Raw genomic sequence first — 16,368 nt, forward strand, 5'->3', positions numbered from 1 at the left:
GATGCTTTCGGCTCTGAGCTTCACGTTCGGTGATCAGTCGTGGTCTTTGCGGTGCAGGAGGCCGAGTACTTCGTCCATGCGGAGCCAGTGATGGCCAAAACGCTGTTCACTCTTACGGGTCACGGAATCAGTGGGCAGCAGCACGGTGTCGGCGAGAAGAGGGTGCTGCTGCCAGCTGGCGGGCGGCTGATGCCGGGCGGAAGGGCGGGCGACCCAGGCGGCCGGGACGGGCAGCGTGTGGTCCAGGATGCTGCGCAGGTGGCGTGTGCTCAGATATTCCTGGTCCGGGAGCGGAAGAAGGCCGGCGGGGTCGAGGGTCAAGGTGCCGTCGGGGCTGCGGTAGCAGGGCAGCAGGCGGCGGGGCAGGACACCGGGCCGGGTGGCAGCCTGGGCGGTGGTGAGGTGCTGGCGGTGCAGGTCGGCCAGGGAAGAGACCCGTTTCGCCGGGGGCACCAGGTGGATCGCACTGAGCTGCTGCTGACGGCCGGTGCGCATATGGTGCGTGGCAGCCATCTGTTGCAGGCGCGCCGTCTCCCCTGCGAATGGGGAGGTGACGCCGTGAACCTGTTCGACGAGGGCCTGGACATCATCGGGTACCACCAGGGGTTCCTTTTCAAGTGCCGCCAGGAGCCGGGCGGTTGCGTGGAGGGTGACGGCGGGCTCGATCGTCCCCCAGCCGGGCGGCAGGGCCGTCGCACCGCGGGAGTTGACCGGGTGGAGCACCGTCAGCGTCGGAGTATCGTCCCCGTCCCACCAGGCGGGGCGGCAGCTCTGCCCGGCCCACAGGCGGGTGAAACGGCCCAGACGCCCCAGGCGCTGCAGCAGACGTGCCAGCGAAGCGAGATCACTGACCATCAGGTCGACATCGATGTCCAGGCTCATGTCGAGGAGACTGGTGGTGATGACGACGAGGCGGGCCGGGCGCGGGCCGGCAGGGCCCAGCCGGCGGCGGAGGTCCCGCAGCGTGCTCCGCCGTCGCTGGCCCCCGAGCCGGGCGTGGACGAGGACCAGGTCGTGCGGCGGGCCGGTCCACGTGCGGCGCAGGTACTGGTAGGTGTCCTGTGCGTCGGCGACGGTGGCGCACACCACGGCCGCACATCCGCCGTAGCGGATCACCGGCTGGAGCGTGTCGGCGATCACGGCCAGGCGCTCGGACGCCTCAACCGTGCGGCCGGCCTCCTCGAGGCGCCGGTAGGTGACCGGGCGGACGCGGATGCGAGCGGTCCTGCGCTGGGCAGCCTGCTGCTGCTCCCGGGCCGGCCCGGATATGCGGTGGGCGGTGGCGGTTGCCGCGTCCGCGAACAGCCATCCGGGGTAATCGGGGGCGAACGAGACACCGTGCAGAGCGGTGCGGCCGGCCCCTGACAGATAGGCCCGTACCAGCTCGGTGGCGGTGGACGCGGGCATCGTCGCCGACAGCAGGACGACCGGGCAGTTCAACGCTCCCAGCCAGTGCAGCAGGCGCAGCAACTGGAGCTGGCTGAACGGATCCAGCGCGTGGGCCTCGTCGACCACGACGGTCTTGCCCGACAGGGCCAGCATGCGCAACGCGCTGAAGCGGACGGGAAGCACGGCCATCTGCGCCTGGTCGATGGTGGAAACGGTGTACTGGGCCAGAAGCGCGTTGTCCCGGCCACGCAGCCACCGGTCAGGGCCGGCGGCACCCGGGCCGGGCTCCGTCTCGTCGCCGGTGAAGGAGTCGTCCGGGTCGTCGGTGAACGGATCATCGGGCGGCCCGTCCAGGACGGACATGTCCGCCGGGGACAGGCGCCGACCGGTGTAGTCCTCGTTGAGGTCGCTGTGATGGTGCACCAGCGTCACCGGGGCGTACTCGGGCCGGTGGGCCCGCACATAGCGGTCCAGGACGTTGTAGGCCTGGTCGGCGGCGGCCGTGGCCGGCAGCAGCCACGTCACCCCCTGGGTTCCGCAGTGCTCGTTGAAGATCCGCGCGATCTCCAGTGCAGCCACGCTCTTGCCCGCCCCCATGGCATCGGTGACCACCGCGATGCCACTCCCCCGCTCGGCAACCAGCCGCGGCAACTCGCCCATCACGGAGGCTTGAAGAGCGTTGGGTTCCTGAAGTCCCGTGTGAGCGGCGGCAAACGGGGTCCGGTCCAGTGCGAAGCGGGCGAGACCGAGCCGCTCGACCTCCTCCTCGGCCTGCCGGCGGGCGCGGGTGTGATGCTCGGCGGCGCCGAAGGACGCAGTGTGCGCGTTGGGCACCCAGTACCGGCGCTGACTCGCGACCCGGTCCGCGACCATCGTCACCCCTGTCATCAGCACCGCCGCCTCGACCGACACCCGATCCGGAGCCTTCTCAACACCGAACAGGTGCCACAGCAGCCGGGTGTAGCGGCGGCGCAGGTCCTGCCACACAGGACCGCCCAGAGTGGCCTGCACCCGGTGGACGGATGCCGCCCCGTCCACGTCAAGTTGCAGGAACCGGCCATGGTGCCCGCCCAGACACTGCGCAGCACGCACGGCGGGACTATCGTTACCACCCACGGCGAACCCCAGCTCACCCAGCAGATGCAGCCCCGCATGCATCGACGCGCGCGCGTGCGGCACATGCACCACCGCCCCCGCATCCGACAAAAGGTCCTCCCCCAGCCGCAGGTGCGCCGCAGGCTCAAGGGACTGGAAGTAGGGGATCAGCTTCCCGATGTCATGCATGGCCGCCAGGAAGGACACCAGCGAACACGCCTGCTCCTGCGGGACGTTGAGCCCGACGCTGATGATCCTGCGTTGACTCGATGTCAAAAACCTGTCCCACAGCACTCCGGCCACCGCACCCACATCGATCATGTGGAACAGCAGCGAATACACCATCAGCGTCGTACGATCGAACTTCCCCCACGGACGAAGGTCAACACCGCCATACCGGGCGTCCTCAACAGCTCCCATCCCCGCACACTGTCACCCTCGGAAACCCCCGACGGCATGATCACCCGAAACAAGAACAACCAGCTGCACACCCACTAAAATCCACGTCCTGTCCGCCCGTCTCCTCCGGGCTCCACCGCTGATGTGGCATCATCTCCCTGGCCAACACGAGCAAATGACGGGCAAAGTACCTCAGAACACCCAGGTCGCAAAGAGTAGAGCCCGCGCGAGCGGGAGTGACTCGTCGGCGGGGATACGGGCGTTGTCGTGGATCGGTTAGGAGGAGCTCGCGCGAGCGGGGGTGGCCCTCGCAGGGCCCGCCCCACGATCTGCAGCAGCTCGTAGTGCCCGCGCCAGCGGGGGTGCCCCGGAGTCGGTGTCGTGGTGCCCCGGTACCAGCTGTGTAGCCCGCGCCAGCGGGAGTGATCCGGCGATGTACTGCAAGTTCATCTCGACGACGGGGTAGAGCCTGCGCGAGCAGGAGTGAGCCGCCGGTGAGCCAGACCTCGGAGCCGGGGTGCAGGTAGAACCGCACGCACAGAAATGGCTCGGCCAGCAGCTCACGGTCCCGGGGCGCGGCAACGCCCGCGCGAGCGGGAGTGACTCGATCCGTGACGCCAGCATCGGCTCACGCGTGAGGTAAAGCTCGCGCGAGCGGGAATGACCCGTGCCCGAGCTTCGGGACGTGAGAGTGGAAGAGCCTACGTCGAACGGGAGTGACCCGTGGCTCCAGACGATGCCCAGCTTCTCCAGTTGGTAGCGCCCGCGCAAGCGGGAGTAACCCGGCCCATCTGCGGTCCGTGCCCAAGAGTGAGGAGCAGAGCCCGCGCGAGCGGGAGTGACGCGCCCGCATAAGCGGGAGTGCCCCCGACTTCCTGTCCAGGACGGTGACCGTCGCGTAGCAGAGCCCGCTGAGCGGGAGTGTCCCGATGATGGCCGTCTGGATCGGGTTGGGGCCCCGGTAAAGCCCCAGCCCGCGCGAGCGGGGGTGACTCGTGCTGACAGCCCTGCCAAGTGGTCACTGGCCAGCAGTCCGCGTGAGCGGGAGTGACCCTTTGATGGTCAGCTTCCCGCCGATGATCACAAGGTGGAGTCCGCGCGAGCGGGATGACTCGTCCTTGGCGACCATCAGACGGCCAGCCAAGAGCAAAGCACGCTCGACTGGGAGTGACTCGCCCATCACCTCGACCAGGGCGAGAGATTGAGCCCGCGCGAGCGGGAGGGACCCGCTGGCCCCGACACACCGGCATTGCTGATCACATCGTCGAACTCGTGCGAGAGGAAGTGATCCGCTCTGCTCGGTGCGCAGAGAAGCTTTTGACTTCAAAAAGAGTAAAGCCCGCGCGAGCGGGAGTGACGCGCCTGCATATGCGGGAGGGCCTCAGACTCCCTGTCCAAGACGGTGACCTCCGCGTAACAGAGCTCGCGCGAGCGGGAATGGCCCGGCCTTCGCGCCGTGTGCGAGGCGGACCATGTTGTAGAGCCCGCGCGAGCAGGAGTGACCCTATCCACGCCGTCGAGGCGAGGACGGAGGTGTAGCAGAGCCCGCGTGAGCGGGAGTGACTCAACCGCCCTGGCCGAACGGCCCCGCCCTTTCCTGCCGAGCCCGCGCAAGCGGGAATGACCCGCTGGTCGCGGCACCCGTCCATGAGAGCCGACAGTAGAGCCCGCGCGAGCGGGAGTGTCCCGGGAACTTGAGGTCCAAGAAGCCAGCTGCGCTCGTAGAGCCCGCGCCGACGGGAGTGACAGAGCGATGTACTCCAAGTCGTCTCAATGATGGGGTAGAGCGTGCGCGAGCATGAGTGACCCGGCCTGGGCTTCAATCGTGTGGTGGTAGAAGGTGCAAAGCCCGCGAGAGCGGGAATGCCCCGACTCTGGGCGGTGTGACGCCCCAGTTCGTGGTGAAGCCCGCGCGAGCGGGGGTGACACGTGCTCGCTCAGATACGGGCTTCCCTGGTCGATGTAGAGCCCGCGCGAGCGGGAGTGACGCGCCATCCGGGCGTACGACCCGCCCAACATTCCGGTAGCGCCTTCGGCGAGCGGGAGTGACCCACCGGTGAGCCAGACCTCGGAGTCGGGGTGCAGGTAGAGCCCGCGCGAGCGGGAATGATACGGCTTCGGCCTCCTTCACCATGTGGTGGAATACGTAGCGCCTTTGCGAGCGGAAGTGACGATGTTCGGAGAGCCCGCGTGGCAGGAGCGATCGCGGGAGAACCGGCACAGCGGCCGGTTTGGTCGGTAGAGCCCGCACGAGCGGGAGTGACGCAGTGTCGGCGACTTCCGCCCACAGTGCGCTCGCGTGGAGCCCGCGCGAGCGGGAGTACCGGCGGGAGCAAGTCCCGCTGACCCGACGGGACGTTGGAGCCTGCGCGAGCGGGAGTGACTCGACTTGGCGGACGTCGTGGGGGTTGCGGTGGTCGTAAAGCCCGCGTGAGCGGAAATGACGCGGTCGCGTTGGACTCTGACGGACTGCGACCGTCTCTCGCGCAAGCGGGAGCGGTCGGCACAGAGCTAGCTTGACGTGGCCCGAGCCGTAGTAGAGCCTGCGTGAGCGGGTGTGACTCGGCACCGGATCCAGCAAGCGGCAGGCGCGTGCCGTGAAGCCCGCGCGAGCGGGAGTGACTCGTTGTCGATCTCTGCGCCGGCCACGCTCACGCCGTGAAGCCCGCGCGAGCGGGAGTGACCCGCCGGTGAAGCCAGACCTCGGAGTCAAGGCACAGGTAGAGCACGCAATGAGCGCGTTCAAAAGCTGTTCCGCACCCAACAGACGGGTGCAGAGCCCGCGCAAGCGGGAGTGACCCGTGCTGTTGCCCATCGTGGCTGGAGCACAGGTAACGTCCGTGCGAGCGGCGTAACGGCGCTCCCTCGCGGGCCCATGAATCACCGCCACCCCGCCGAGGCCACCTCACTGATCACCTGCCCCGTGAAGTAGCAGGTCGCACCCGTCTTCGTATTGGGATTCTCAGTGGAATGAACAGGTGATTCTCATGAGCTTGCATCCGTGATTCTCATGTAATGCCGGAAGCAACCTCGCGTCTCCCCCGCTTCCTGCAGGCTAGGGAGCCACCTCGAACGGCATCGTAATGAGAATCGTCTACGGCGGAGATACGAGAGTCAGCACGTGTACAGCCGATCGCTGGCCACCGTTCTCATGCTGCCGAAGCGGTACGCCACCGCCGGACAGATGACGCAGCGCATCTTCGAAGCCGTACTCGCGGGGTGCCTTCCCCTCGCCCCAGCGAACATCCGCTTCGTCGAGCGCTTCGTCCCGGACGAGCTGATCGTGCGCTCCGGCCGCGAGGTGATCGAGCGGCTCTCCCTCCTTCGCTCGATGGCTGGCACCCAGCGGCACGTGGACCTGATCGCCGCGTGCCTGGACCGTCTGCGTCTGTTCGGCCTGAGCGGGCAGGTCGACGCCTTGGAATCCGTCCTGCACCAGCTCGTCCGGCCCACCGCTACCAAGCGGGGTGCCGCCTGATGCAGACCATCCGACAGACCAAGACACCTGGATCATCCGAACGTGTTCCGGGGGCAAGCCCCGCCGGACACCCGAACCTCTCTACGCTGGAGCACCATGAAGAAGGTCGCCATCGTCGGCTGCGGAGGCAGCGGCAAATCCCACGTGGCCCGCGAACTGGGCAGCATCCTCGACGCCCCGGTGACCCACCTGGATGCCGCGTTCTACGACGACGAGTGGAACGCGCTGCCCATGGACAAATTCACCGCCCTACAGCACGAGCTGGTCTCGCAGCCGCAGTGGGTGATCGACGGCAACTACAACTCGACACTGCAGGTTCGGCTGGAAGCCTGCGACACCGTGGTCCTGATGGACGTGTCGACGGTGGCCGCGCTCTACGGGGTCATCTCCCGCCAGCTCCGGCACGGGACCGGGCACAAGGGCAACGGAGTACACAACCGCATCCACTGGGGTGTGATCAAGTACGTCGCGACGTACCGCCGCAAGATGCGCCCCCGTGTGATGGCCAAGATCGAGGAGTTCGCCGCCGGCCGGGCCGACGTGGTCCTGCTGGCCAACCGGCGCCAGACGCGCGACTGGCTACGGAAGGTCGCCTCCGAGCAGTTCTGACCGCCCCGCGCTCCCGGAAGGGGGGCGCCCTGTGAGCGAGGCCAACCCGTTCTTGGATCCCGCCAGGCGCGAGGAGCTGTACCGGCATGCGTCCCGGCTGGCCGGCCGGACCGGCGCCTTGATGCGGGCGAAGGCGTCGGGGTGGCCCGTGCCGGAAGCGGTTGTCGACCTGCTGCGCGCCTATCACGAGCATTTCGACCGGCTGGGCATCGTGCTCGACATCGGGTGTGGCCGCGGTACGAGCACGCTGGTGTTCGGGAAGTGTCTGAGTGCGCGACACATCATCGGACTGGATGCTGCCGCCTCCTTGCTCGCACAGGCGCGTAAGCGGAACCAGAATCCTGCCGGCGCCCGAGTGGATTTTATCGAAGGTGACTTCCACGACCTCCCCCTGGGCGCCGGTACGTGCGACGCGACGGTCGCAGCGTTCTGCCTCTACCACTCCCCGCGCCCACAGGACGTTTCCGCACAGATCGCTCGAGTCCTGACGCCGAGCGGCCTGGCCGTGCTCGTGACGAAGGGGATCGACAGCTACCGAGAGATGGACCAGCTGGTCGCCGACGCCGGGTTGGACATCCGCGCGCCCCAGCACGAAAGCCTCTACGCCACCGCTCACAGCGGCAACCTCCCTGACCTGGCCGCCACATCGCTCGACGTGATCGCCGTCCAGGAGGAGGAGCACACCTTCACCTTCGACGGTCACGATCACGTGGCGCAGTACCTGGCGACGAACCCCAAATACGAGTTCGGGCCTGGCCTGTACGGCGACCCAGAGACCATCGCCAAAACCCTGCACGAGTCTTTGCCCGACTGTCCGCTGTCCACACGCTCGCTCATCACCTTCGTCGTCGCGCGGCAGAAGGGGAGGAGAAGGTGATCGGCCAGTTCACCAAGCACTATGCCGAGCCGGAGCGCACCTCAGCTGCCCTCCGCCACTACCGGTGGCTGGCCCAGCACGCCAAGCCGCTGCGGCAGCCAGGACTCGGTGTCAGCGGCCCTCTGAGCCTCACCTTCGAGCGGATCACCGGTAGGCCCGTCCGCCCGGACGACCTTCCGCGCGTGGCCGCAATGATGGGGGACGCCCACGGCGCCGCCTGGAGCACGGACCTGGCCACCGCGACTCTGCACACCCCGCACCGCTTTCAGGACGGCACCGTCTTCGCCGACTATCTCGGCCCTCGCCGGAAAGCGCTCCAACGCCGTTTGGGTCAGGGTCATTTGCCCAACAGAACCGCCCTGCACACCATGCTGGATCTACTGGAAAAGACCGCCTCGGGCCCCTGCGCCTTCTACAAGGACAGCAACCCGCGAAACTTCATCGTCACCGCGGCCGGTGACATCTTCACGGTCGATACCGACGACCTCAGCCTCGCACCCATGGGCTACGACCTCGGGAAGCTGATCGCCACGCTTCTGCTTACCTACGGCCTCCTCACGAGCGAAGCGATCGACGACGCATGCGATGCCTACAACCAGGCGCTCCGCCGGCACGACCCACGGCTGGGCACCACCGACCGAGAACGTCTGGACGACTTCCTGGTGCTGCACGCCCTGCTCACCGCGCCCTACCTCGGCCGCAACGGCTACAACCACAGCTGGCCCGCCCACATCCGTCGCCGCGTTCAAGGAGCCTCGTGATCACCACCGAACTCGTCTTCGTGCGGCACGGCCCAGCCCAGTGCAATACCGACGGCCCCCTCGGAGGCCCTCGTACCTGCACCGGACTGACCAATCCCGGATACGCCCAGGCCGAACAGACAGCACGCCACCTGGCCGCCGGGCATCTGAAGAAGCCCTTCGATGTGATCTACGCCAGCCCGCGCATCCGCCTCGCCCAGACCGGCGAGATCATCGCCCAGAGGCTCCAGATGCCGCTGCACGTCGACGAGCGACTCGACGGCCCTGTCCACGGCGACGCTGACGGGCAAGCCCTGGGATGCGGTGAAGACCGCCAACGGCGGCCCGCACGCGCGCCCCGACACTCCCTGGGCCCCCGGCTCCGACACCTGGAACGGCTACCTCAAACGCGCCAGCCAGAACCTGAGTCAGCCCATCGAGGAGAACGAGGGGAAGCACGTCGTCTTCGCCGCCCACGGAGAGACCGTGATCACGGCGCACACCCTGCCCCTGGACACCCCCATCGGCTCACCTGCCAGATTCATGCACAACCGCGCCTCCAGCACCACCGCAATCGCCAGCACCAGATCCGCTGGATGCTCGGTCGACACAACGAGACTGCGCGCCTCAGCCTCCTCACGCCGAAGCCGACCCCGTGATCGCCACCTCAGACGACCCGCGGATCCAGTTGGCCCGCCACGCTCTCGGCACAGACCAGACCGTGCCCGACACACAACTCTCACCGCGGTCCGAAAACGGGACGCTCGACTGGCACGCCGACATCCTGGACCCCAGCCGCATGGACAGCACGGTCTGCCACCTCGACTACCAGACGCGCAACTGGCTGGTCGGCGACGTGTTCGGCGCCTGCGGCTTCGAGCGCATGCGCCGGGACAGCCGCGTCCGCGACTTCGCCCGGCTCGAGTTCCGACGCTGACAGGCGGCTCCGAGGTTACGGACCGCCTCCTTCGCCGGATACGGGCAGAGCCTCAACGAAACTGAACAGCGCCTCATGGACTCCTGCGCCGCGATCGAGGCCGCCACAGCCCTGGTCAAGGGCCACAACGAGAACGACCCCGCACTCCTCACGCGCCGTCGGACCGTCCTGGCCCGGCTCACCTGAGCGCCCTCTCATCCTCTGGAGAATCACGTGTCCCAGCACACGGCTGAACACCCCGCCTTCGCCCTGCGCAGGGTCGTCGTCACGGGATCCGCCGGCTTTATCGGATCCCATCTCTCCCACGCACTCGTTCGGGGCGGCGCCAGGGTCGTCGGCGTCGACCGGCGCGACCCCGGCACCGAAGCCGTAGCCAGCGCCAACCTCGCTGAACTGCGTGACCGGCCCGAATACGTGCACGTCACCGCCGACCTGCTCGACTGCCCGATCGAGCCCATGCTGATCGACGCAGACGTGCTCTTCCATCTCGCCGGAGTCCCAGGGGTGCGCTCCTCCTGGGGGCCGCGATTCGGGGACTACCTCGCCTCCAACGTCCTGGCTACGCACCGGGTCCTGGAAGCCTGCGCCCGTATTGGTCTCCCGCGAGTGGTCGTGGCTTCGTCCTCCAGCGTGTACGGGTCCACCGACGGCGCTGCCAGCGTCGAGACCGATCGCCCGCAGCCCGCATCGCCTTATGCAGTGACCAAACTGGCCGAGGAACAGCTGTGCCTCGCGCATGCCGGGAAGCGTGGAGGGCCCAGCGTCGTCGCGCTGCGATACTTCACCGTCTACGGTCCGCGGCAGCGATCCGACATGTTCATCCATCGCGCACTTCAGGCCGCGCTGACCGGGCAGCGGCTGCGGCTGTACGGGGACGGCCACCAGCGCCGGGACTTCACCTACATCGAAGACGCGGTCACCGCCACCATCGCAGCCGGGGTCATCCCCACAGCCCACGGCCCGGTCAATGTGGGCGGCGGCGCCACTGCCTCACTGCTGGAGGTCATCAACATCGCCAGCAGCCTGGTCGGCCGCGACATCCAACTCGACCGCGACCTCGCACGCAGCGGAGACGTCATCACCACCCGGGCCGACCTCGGCCGCGCCCACGAGGCCCTCGGGTGGCAGCCTCGCGTCGGCCTCCACAGCGGGATGCGCGCCCATATGGAGGTCCTGGCCTCTCAGCACCCGTCACTCAGCCGGGCGGCATAACCGCCCGAACCCCGTCAGGAGTAGACGATGGAGAGCCCTGAACGAGCACGCCTGGACGCGTTCTTCCAGAGCATCGCGCAGCAGTTTCCCGCCGGCAGCCCGGCCACCACTTTGGTCATCACTCACCTGCTCTCCGAGCGGCCGGCGTTCCTTCACGCCATGGCCAAGGTGTCCACCGTCGGCGCCGTGCTGCCGAAGCCCCGGTCTATCCATCAGCCCACGCTGGATGAGGTCCGCAGCGCCTTTACCGTCCACGACCTGACCCGGGCGCTGTTCTCCGATGCCAGCCGGGCGCTGCACTACCTCGAGGACGCCGTCGGCGGGAAGGACGTCATCCTGCTCGACATCGGCGGCTATTTCGCGAAGAGCCTCGACACGCTCGTAGGAAAGTTCTCGGGCCGGGTTCTCGGCGTCGTAGAGGACACCGAGAACGGCCACCAGCGGTACGCCGCACTGGGAAACCTGCCGTGCCCGGTCATCTCCGTAGCGCGCTCTCCGCTCAAGGACTGCGAGGACCACCTCGTGGGCCGCTCGATCGTCTTCTCCACCGAAGCTCTCGTCCGCGGACGCGGAGACATCCTGACCAGCCGCAACGCCTGTGTCATCGGATTCGGAAAAGTCGGACGCTCCATCGCGCAGACGCTGCGCGCGCTGGACCTTCGCGTCACGGTGTACGACAAAGACCCGGTCAGGCAGGTGCAGGCGCACTCGCTGGGCTTTCGTACCTGCGGGTCCGCCGCGGACGCGGTGCGCGAGGCGGAACTCGTCCTGTGCGCGACCGGCAACCTCGCCCTCCAGCAGGGCGACTTCGCTGCCCTGCGCAACGGCGCGTATCTCGGATCGGTCACATCCTCTGAGGACGAACTCGAACTCGAAGGCCTCCACAGCCTCTATCAACGCTCCGCCATAAACCCGCAGTTGACCCGGTATGAAATCACCGGACATTACTTCTTCGTGCTCGCCGACGGCGGCGCGGTCAACTTTCTGCACGGCGCCGCCGTCGGCTCGTACATCCACCTCGTGCAGGGCGAAATCCTCGCCGCCACAGCAGCACTCAGCCACGGCCGATTCGAGCCGGGCATGCACGAAATGGCGGCATCCGACCGTCACACCATCGCCAGAACCTGGCTCGACCACTTCGAAGGGTGATTCCCGTGCCCCCTCCGCGCAGCACATCCGTGCGTCACCGAGACGTACCTCGCCCGCTACCCGCACGAGCGCGACGGACTGGCGCCGCTCTTCGCCGCACTCGCCGGAGGCGACGACCCCACCAGCCGCAAGACGTTCGCCGCCCATGCGACCTGCAGCGCCATCCTCTTCGACCGCGACAGGAGGGTCCTCCACATCCACCACAAGGTACCTGGGAAAGCTCTCGCTCCTGGGGGGCCACAACGAAACGGTGATGCCGACCTTCCCCACTGCGGCACTGCGTGAACTCCACGAGGAAACGGGCGTCCCGCCGCGGCGCCGTCGCGCGCTTCCCGAATTCACAGACGTCCGCCTCGACATCGACGTACACGGCATCGACGCCAACCCATCCAAGAGCGAGCCAGAACACCAGCACGTCGATTTCCGCTGGATCTACAGCCTCCGTTCGGACCACGCACTGACATTGCAGACCAAGAAAGTGGGCGACTACGAATGGCGCCTATTTCCCCACGCCGCCTCGCCCACAGTCCGTGCCAAACACGCCCTTCTCCCCTGACCTCCATCACCCAAGCCGCCAGCAAGGAGACTTCCGTGGCCGCCAACTCAGCCTCATCACCAAAACCACCGGGGCGCCGGCACATAGCCGTCATCCCCTGCCGGTGGGGAGCCTCACGCTTCCCGGGCAAGCCCCTGGCCCGCTTGGGCGACAAGCCGCTGCTCTGGCACGTTCACCAGCGCTGCCTGGAAGCCAAACGCCTGGACAACGTCGTAGTGGCGACGGACGACGAGCGCATCGAGGCCGCGTGCCACGAGCTGGGCATCGACTGCGTACGGACCGGCGAGCACCCCACCGGGACCGACCGCGTCGCCGAGTGCGCGGAACGGCTACACGCGGACGCATACATCAACGTCCAGGGCGACGAACCCTTCATCGAACCGTCCGCCATCGACGCCCTATCCGGGGCACTCGCCACGTTGGACAGCAAGACCTGGGCGGTCAACGCGTACGCGGAGCTGCATGACACCGCAGCCGTCCTCGACCACAACGTCGTCAAGGTCGTCGTCGGCTCCGACCGCCAAGCACTGATGTTCTCCCGTCAACCCATCCCCTACCCCCGCAGCAGCAGGCCGTCCTTCTTGCGACAGCTCGGTCTGTATGGCTTCACGCGTGCGGCCCTCGAAAGCTTCCGACGGCTTCCGCAGGGCCTTCTAGAACGGGCCGAGGGTATCGAAATGCTGCGGCTCATCGAGCACGGTCACCGAGTTCAGATGCTGCCCGTGTCCGACAACGGCATCGCCGTCGACACCCGGGAGGACCTCGCTCGCGCCGCCGCGATGCTCTCCGACCGCACAGCCTTACACTCGCAACTCGCGCCTCCCATAGCCCTCGGCTGACCTCGGCCGTATCAGCACGGCCCTGCCGCCTGACGGGCCATCATTCCCTGCGCCCGCAACCTCCGACACGGGGACGAAGCGGCGCCACCCTGTATTCACGCGGCTACCACTGCGGGGACTATCCCCATCGACTCCGGCTGGCTCCCGCCCTCGGCGTCAGTCTGTCGTCCGGGCCAACACCCATGAGGAGTTGCGCCGCGGCCCAGAGGGGACCGCCACCCGCGATCCAACGTGTTCCGTGCGGTGGCCTGCCGGCACGGCCCTCAGATGACCATCCCCGGCAACAGGCCGCCCACCTGGTGGGTGCGTCTGGCGCTGATCTACTTCAAGTGGCTCTACCTCAACAAGCCGCCAACGCAGCTCTGGACGCGTCGGCCGGTCGCTCCGCCGTCATCGGCTGCCCACACTCCACCGGCTGAGAACGGCGAGCGGGATGATGCACTCTTCGATCGTCGGCAACATCCTTGGGTACTAGCAGGCACCATAGACGGCGCAGTGCGGTGCTACGGGAGATGGGCACGGCCAGCAGCGGCAAGGCGGGCGGGCGCCGGGCCGCATAACTCCCCCACCTGGAGTATTCGGCTGGCCAGCCGCACCGTGCGGTCTGATGACGCTCCAGTACCCAACTGTTCGAGGGTGTGCTTCCGTCCGGATCGTCAGACCAGAGCGTCATCATTGGTCCATGACCGTCCCCAGCCTTGCCCAACGACTTGCCAGCCACGTTCAGTATCTCCTCGGTGGCGGTCCGTTTCCCCAGCCCGGCGGATGGACGCACATGGGTGCTGTCATCTGCGACGTCAGCTTCCAGCCCCGGTGCAACTATGAGGCGACCCTCCGGCCGCGGCTCCTTCGGCTGCAAGGGCGCTGGCCGGACGCGAGAACAGTCCGCGGGTTTCAAGGTCGACTCGCCACGGAAGATCTTGCCGTCGCCATGAAGTTCAACCACGCGCAAAAGGTCGCGACGGCCCACGCCATCACCGACCTCCTGGCCGTGAACGGAATCGATACTCCCGACGATCTCCACACATGGCTCGACCACCAGACCAATCGCGCCACTCTGCGAAGTGTGAAGGGGGTAGGGCCGAAGAGCATCGACTACATCGGCAACCTTGTGGGCCGTTCGCAGGTCGCCGTCGACGTTCATCTACGCACCTTCGCCGCCGATGCCGGTGTTCCCGATCTTCGCTACGAACAGCTGCGCGCAGTGTACGAGGAGGCCGCCGCACTTCTCGGCCACGACAGAGGTGGGCTGGAGCATGCCGTTTGGCGGTACAAGTCTGAGGCCGCGTAGCCATCACCTCTACAGCCACCGCCAAGCGGGCGCTTGGGCTACTGCTCGCACCACACGACGATTTGCCCGAAGGTGGCGGCGCCCATGATCTCCGCGCTCAACAGCTTTCAGTGGAGGCTACACGCCTCGCGCACATCAGATTTGCGCCATATTTCGCGCCCAACTCACTGCGGTAGCTACTGCCTTTCCGCACAAATCAACGCATCGGGCCCAGGCCAACCGGTGCCACAACGATCACCCCGGCCCACCGAACGAGAAGCTCCCGCACTCCGTAGGGCAGCAACTCGAGCTTCCGCTTTCTACCCCCTACGCACGCTCCCCCACTCACCACGAGAGCGAAGCCGGCCCCTGACTCCACAACGTCAGGCCTCGGCTCCCCAGCACGAAGACAACGCGCCCCTCCTGCCCTCGGTCGGCATGGAGTAGGCAGGTCCTCACGGGAACTGCAGCACCAGAATCGCACCGCGACGACCCGAAATCCTCCCACTGCTCTCCCCTGAACAGGCAAATTTTGCCTGGCCGTATGCATCGGCCCACTCCTTCCACCACCGGCAGATCACTGGGTGCGTCCAACTCATCTGTCCAACCGCCGTCCGCTCGTCGGCCTATCGACAGGTCGCCACGCTCTGCACGGGTCTCACGCACCACCACCCGAGCGTGGACACCAAGCCACTGCAGCAGGACTCACAGCGCTCCGGATTCGCTCCGCTTCGACGTTCGCATTTGCACTGCACCAAGCTTCCGCCCTCACACTGGCCGAACCCATTACAGACGCCAACTAAGCCCTGACCCTGACACGTTGTGACCGAATACCGTCAACTGCCCTACAGAACAGCAGAGAACAGCGTGACCGCCGGGCAGACGGCGTCATAGTGTGACCGCTACGCAAACCCATCACCGCAGCTCGCACCAGCCGCATGCTCCCCACGTGCGCTGATCTCAGCCATGGGAGCTAACGGCCCTCATCATGCCGTACGGGGAGACACAGTGAGACGAGCAGCAGATCAGCAGGCATATCCCGACGTTCGCACGAGGAAAAATCTCCAGACAGCGACTCTGCTCTGGGCCCTGTGCACAGCCGGTTCCCTCACCGCGTGCAGTAGCGACTCCGACGCGGATACCAGCAATTCCTCTGCGCCTCCCAGCAAGACAGCCGAGACCAAGACGAGCGCGAGCGCGAACCCTCAGGCCAAGGACAAGCGGGCGGTCCTAAAGGTGTACGAACGCATGTGGGACGAGCAGGTCAAGGCGTACGCGAAGGCCGACACCAAAGGGACCGATCTCAATAAGTACGCCACGGCGAATGCCGTGGCGCGTGCCGAGAGCGACGTCATGGGCCTGAAGGCCAAGGGCATTGTGGCCGTCGGTGAACCGACTCACGATTCCGAGGTCCAGAGCATCGAGCTTGACCGCAAGGTGCCCCGCGCCAAGCTTCGTGACTGCATGGACACCACTTACTGGACCTACGAGTACCGCAAGACCGGCAAGGCGTTGCCTCTGCCTAAAAAGCGCGTCAAGCGCTATTTCGTCACCGTCAAAGCCGAGCGCTGGGGGAAGAAGTGGATGATTCTCGACGTGTCTCCACAACGAAAGGCTTGCTGATCACGGCGAGTGCCGCCCTGGCGGCGGGGACGTTGTCAGCGCCTGCCGTCGCCAGGCCGCCAGAGACGGGCTGCTCCCCCATTTCCTCCTTCGTTTTCTGCGACGTAGACGGCAGCACCAAGGAACCGGGCTCGGGCGGGAGGCCGGGGGAGCGTGGCAAGCCAGGGAAGAAGCCCCTCCACACCGACTGCATAG

13 protein-coding genes are annotated in these 16,368 nt (G+C 66.9%); 12 read left to right on the forward strand and 1 reads right to left on the reverse strand.

All coding sequences use genetic code 11. The annotated features are described in order from the left end of the window. Nucleotides 1-33: 33 nt before the first annotated feature. On the reverse strand, nt 34-2,904 hold the full coding sequence (gene cas3, locus ACGFX9_RS26360) for a CRISPR-associated helicase Cas3' (protein WP_393476780.1): 2,871 nt from the start codon (nt 2,902-2,904) through the stop codon (nt 34-36). Nucleotides 2,905-6,004: 3,100 nt separating this feature from the next. Here cas3 and ACGFX9_RS26365 point away from each other — a divergent pair. The 12 genes from ACGFX9_RS26365 (at nt 6,005) to ACGFX9_RS26420 (ending at nt 16,173) form a co-directional block, all read left to right on the forward strand. Next, the gene (locus ACGFX9_RS26365; RefSeq protein ID WP_393476783.1) at nt 6,005-6,361 is read left to right on the forward strand and encodes a hypothetical protein; all 357 of its coding nucleotides are present in this window, start codon (nt 6,005-6,007) and stop codon (nt 6,359-6,361) included. Nucleotides 6,362-6,457: 96 nt separating this feature from the next. After that, nucleotides 6,458-6,970, forward strand: a complete 513-nt coding sequence (locus ACGFX9_RS26370; RefSeq protein ID WP_393476786.1) for a topology modulation protein — start codon at nt 6,458-6,460, stop codon at nt 6,968-6,970. 31 nt (nt 6,971-7,001) lie between these two features. Then, on the forward strand, nt 7,002-7,847 hold the full coding sequence (locus ACGFX9_RS26375) for a class I SAM-dependent methyltransferase (protein WP_393476788.1): 846 nt from the start codon (nt 7,002-7,004) through the stop codon (nt 7,845-7,847). Next, nucleotides 7,844-8,608, forward strand: a complete 765-nt coding sequence (locus ACGFX9_RS26380) for a phosphotransferase (protein WP_393476791.1) — start codon at nt 7,844-7,846, stop codon at nt 8,606-8,608. The genes ACGFX9_RS26375 and ACGFX9_RS26380 overlap by 4 nt, the downstream gene beginning before the upstream one ends. Before the next feature lie 20 nt (nt 8,609-8,628). Continuing rightward, nucleotides 8,629-9,246 carry a histidine phosphatase family protein gene (locus ACGFX9_RS26385; protein ID WP_393477533.1) on the forward strand — a complete coding sequence of 206 codons (618 nt, stop codon included), beginning with the start codon at nt 8,629-8,631 and terminating at the stop codon, nt 9,244-9,246. After that, nucleotides 9,243-9,524: a hypothetical protein gene (locus ACGFX9_RS26390; RefSeq protein WP_393476794.1), complete on the forward strand. Its 282-nt coding sequence runs from the start codon at nt 9,243-9,245 to the stop codon at nt 9,522-9,524. Before ACGFX9_RS26385 ends, ACGFX9_RS26390 begins: the two co-directional genes overlap by 4 nt. A gap of 213 nt (nt 9,525-9,737) precedes the next feature. Next, nucleotides 9,738-10,736, forward strand: a complete 999-nt coding sequence (locus ACGFX9_RS26395) for an NAD-dependent epimerase/dehydratase family protein (RefSeq protein WP_393476797.1) — start codon at nt 9,738-9,740, stop codon at nt 10,734-10,736. A 27-nt stretch (nt 10,737-10,763) separates the two neighbouring features. Then, the gene (locus tag ACGFX9_RS26400; protein ID WP_393476800.1) at nt 10,764-11,885 is read left to right on the forward strand and encodes an adenosylhomocysteinase; all 1,122 of its coding nucleotides are present in this window, start codon (nt 10,764-10,766) and stop codon (nt 11,883-11,885) included. Nucleotides 11,886-12,030: 145 nt separating this feature from the next. Next, nucleotides 12,031-12,441: an NUDIX domain-containing protein gene (locus ACGFX9_RS26405; protein WP_393476803.1), complete on the forward strand. Its 411-nt coding sequence runs from the start codon at nt 12,031-12,033 to the stop codon at nt 12,439-12,441. A gap of 35 nt (nt 12,442-12,476) precedes the next feature. Next, complete coding sequence (locus ACGFX9_RS26410) at nt 12,477-13,280, forward strand: 3-deoxy-manno-octulosonate cytidylyltransferase (protein ID WP_393476806.1); 804 nt, start codon at nt 12,477-12,479, stop codon at nt 13,278-13,280. 682 nt (nt 13,281-13,962) lie between these two features. Next, nucleotides 13,963-14,571, forward strand: a complete 609-nt coding sequence (locus ACGFX9_RS26415; RefSeq protein WP_393476808.1) for a hypothetical protein — start codon at nt 13,963-13,965, stop codon at nt 14,569-14,571. Between the two features lie 1,227 nt (nt 14,572-15,798). Further along, complete coding sequence (locus tag ACGFX9_RS26420) at nt 15,799-16,173, forward strand: hypothetical protein (protein ID WP_393476811.1); 375 nt, start codon at nt 15,799-15,801, stop codon at nt 16,171-16,173. The last annotated feature ends 195 nt before the right edge of the window (nt 16,174-16,368 follow it).

Source organism: Streptomyces sp. NPDC048436, assembly GCF_043200355.1.
In the GTDB taxonomy this organism is placed as follows: domain Bacteria; phylum Actinomycetota; class Actinomycetes; order Streptomycetales; family Streptomycetaceae; genus Streptomyces.

Bases quoted from the DNA above. Each gene is read 5' to 3' on its own strand.
- cas3 (WP_393476780.1), bottom strand. From the start codon at position 2,904: ATGGGAGCTGTTGAGGACGCCCGGTATGGCGGTGTTGACCTTCGTCCG.
- ACGFX9_RS26370 (WP_393476786.1), top strand. From the start codon at position 6,458: ATGAAGAAGGTCGCCATCGTCGGCTGCGGAGGCAGCGGCAAATCCCAC.
- ACGFX9_RS26400 (WP_393476800.1), top strand. From the start codon at position 10,764: ATGGAGAGCCCTGAACGAGCACGCCTGGACGCGTTCTTCCAGAGCATC.
- ACGFX9_RS26405 (WP_393476803.1), top strand. From the start codon at position 12,031: ATGCGACCTGCAGCGCCATCCTCTTCGACCGCGACAGGAGGGTCCTCC.
- ACGFX9_RS26415 (WP_393476808.1), top strand. From the start codon at position 13,963: ATGACCGTCCCCAGCCTTGCCCAACGACTTGCCAGCCACGTTCAGTAT.
- ACGFX9_RS26420 (WP_393476811.1), top strand. From the start codon at position 15,799: ATGTGGGACGAGCAGGTCAAGGCGTACGCGAAGGCCGACACCAAAGGG.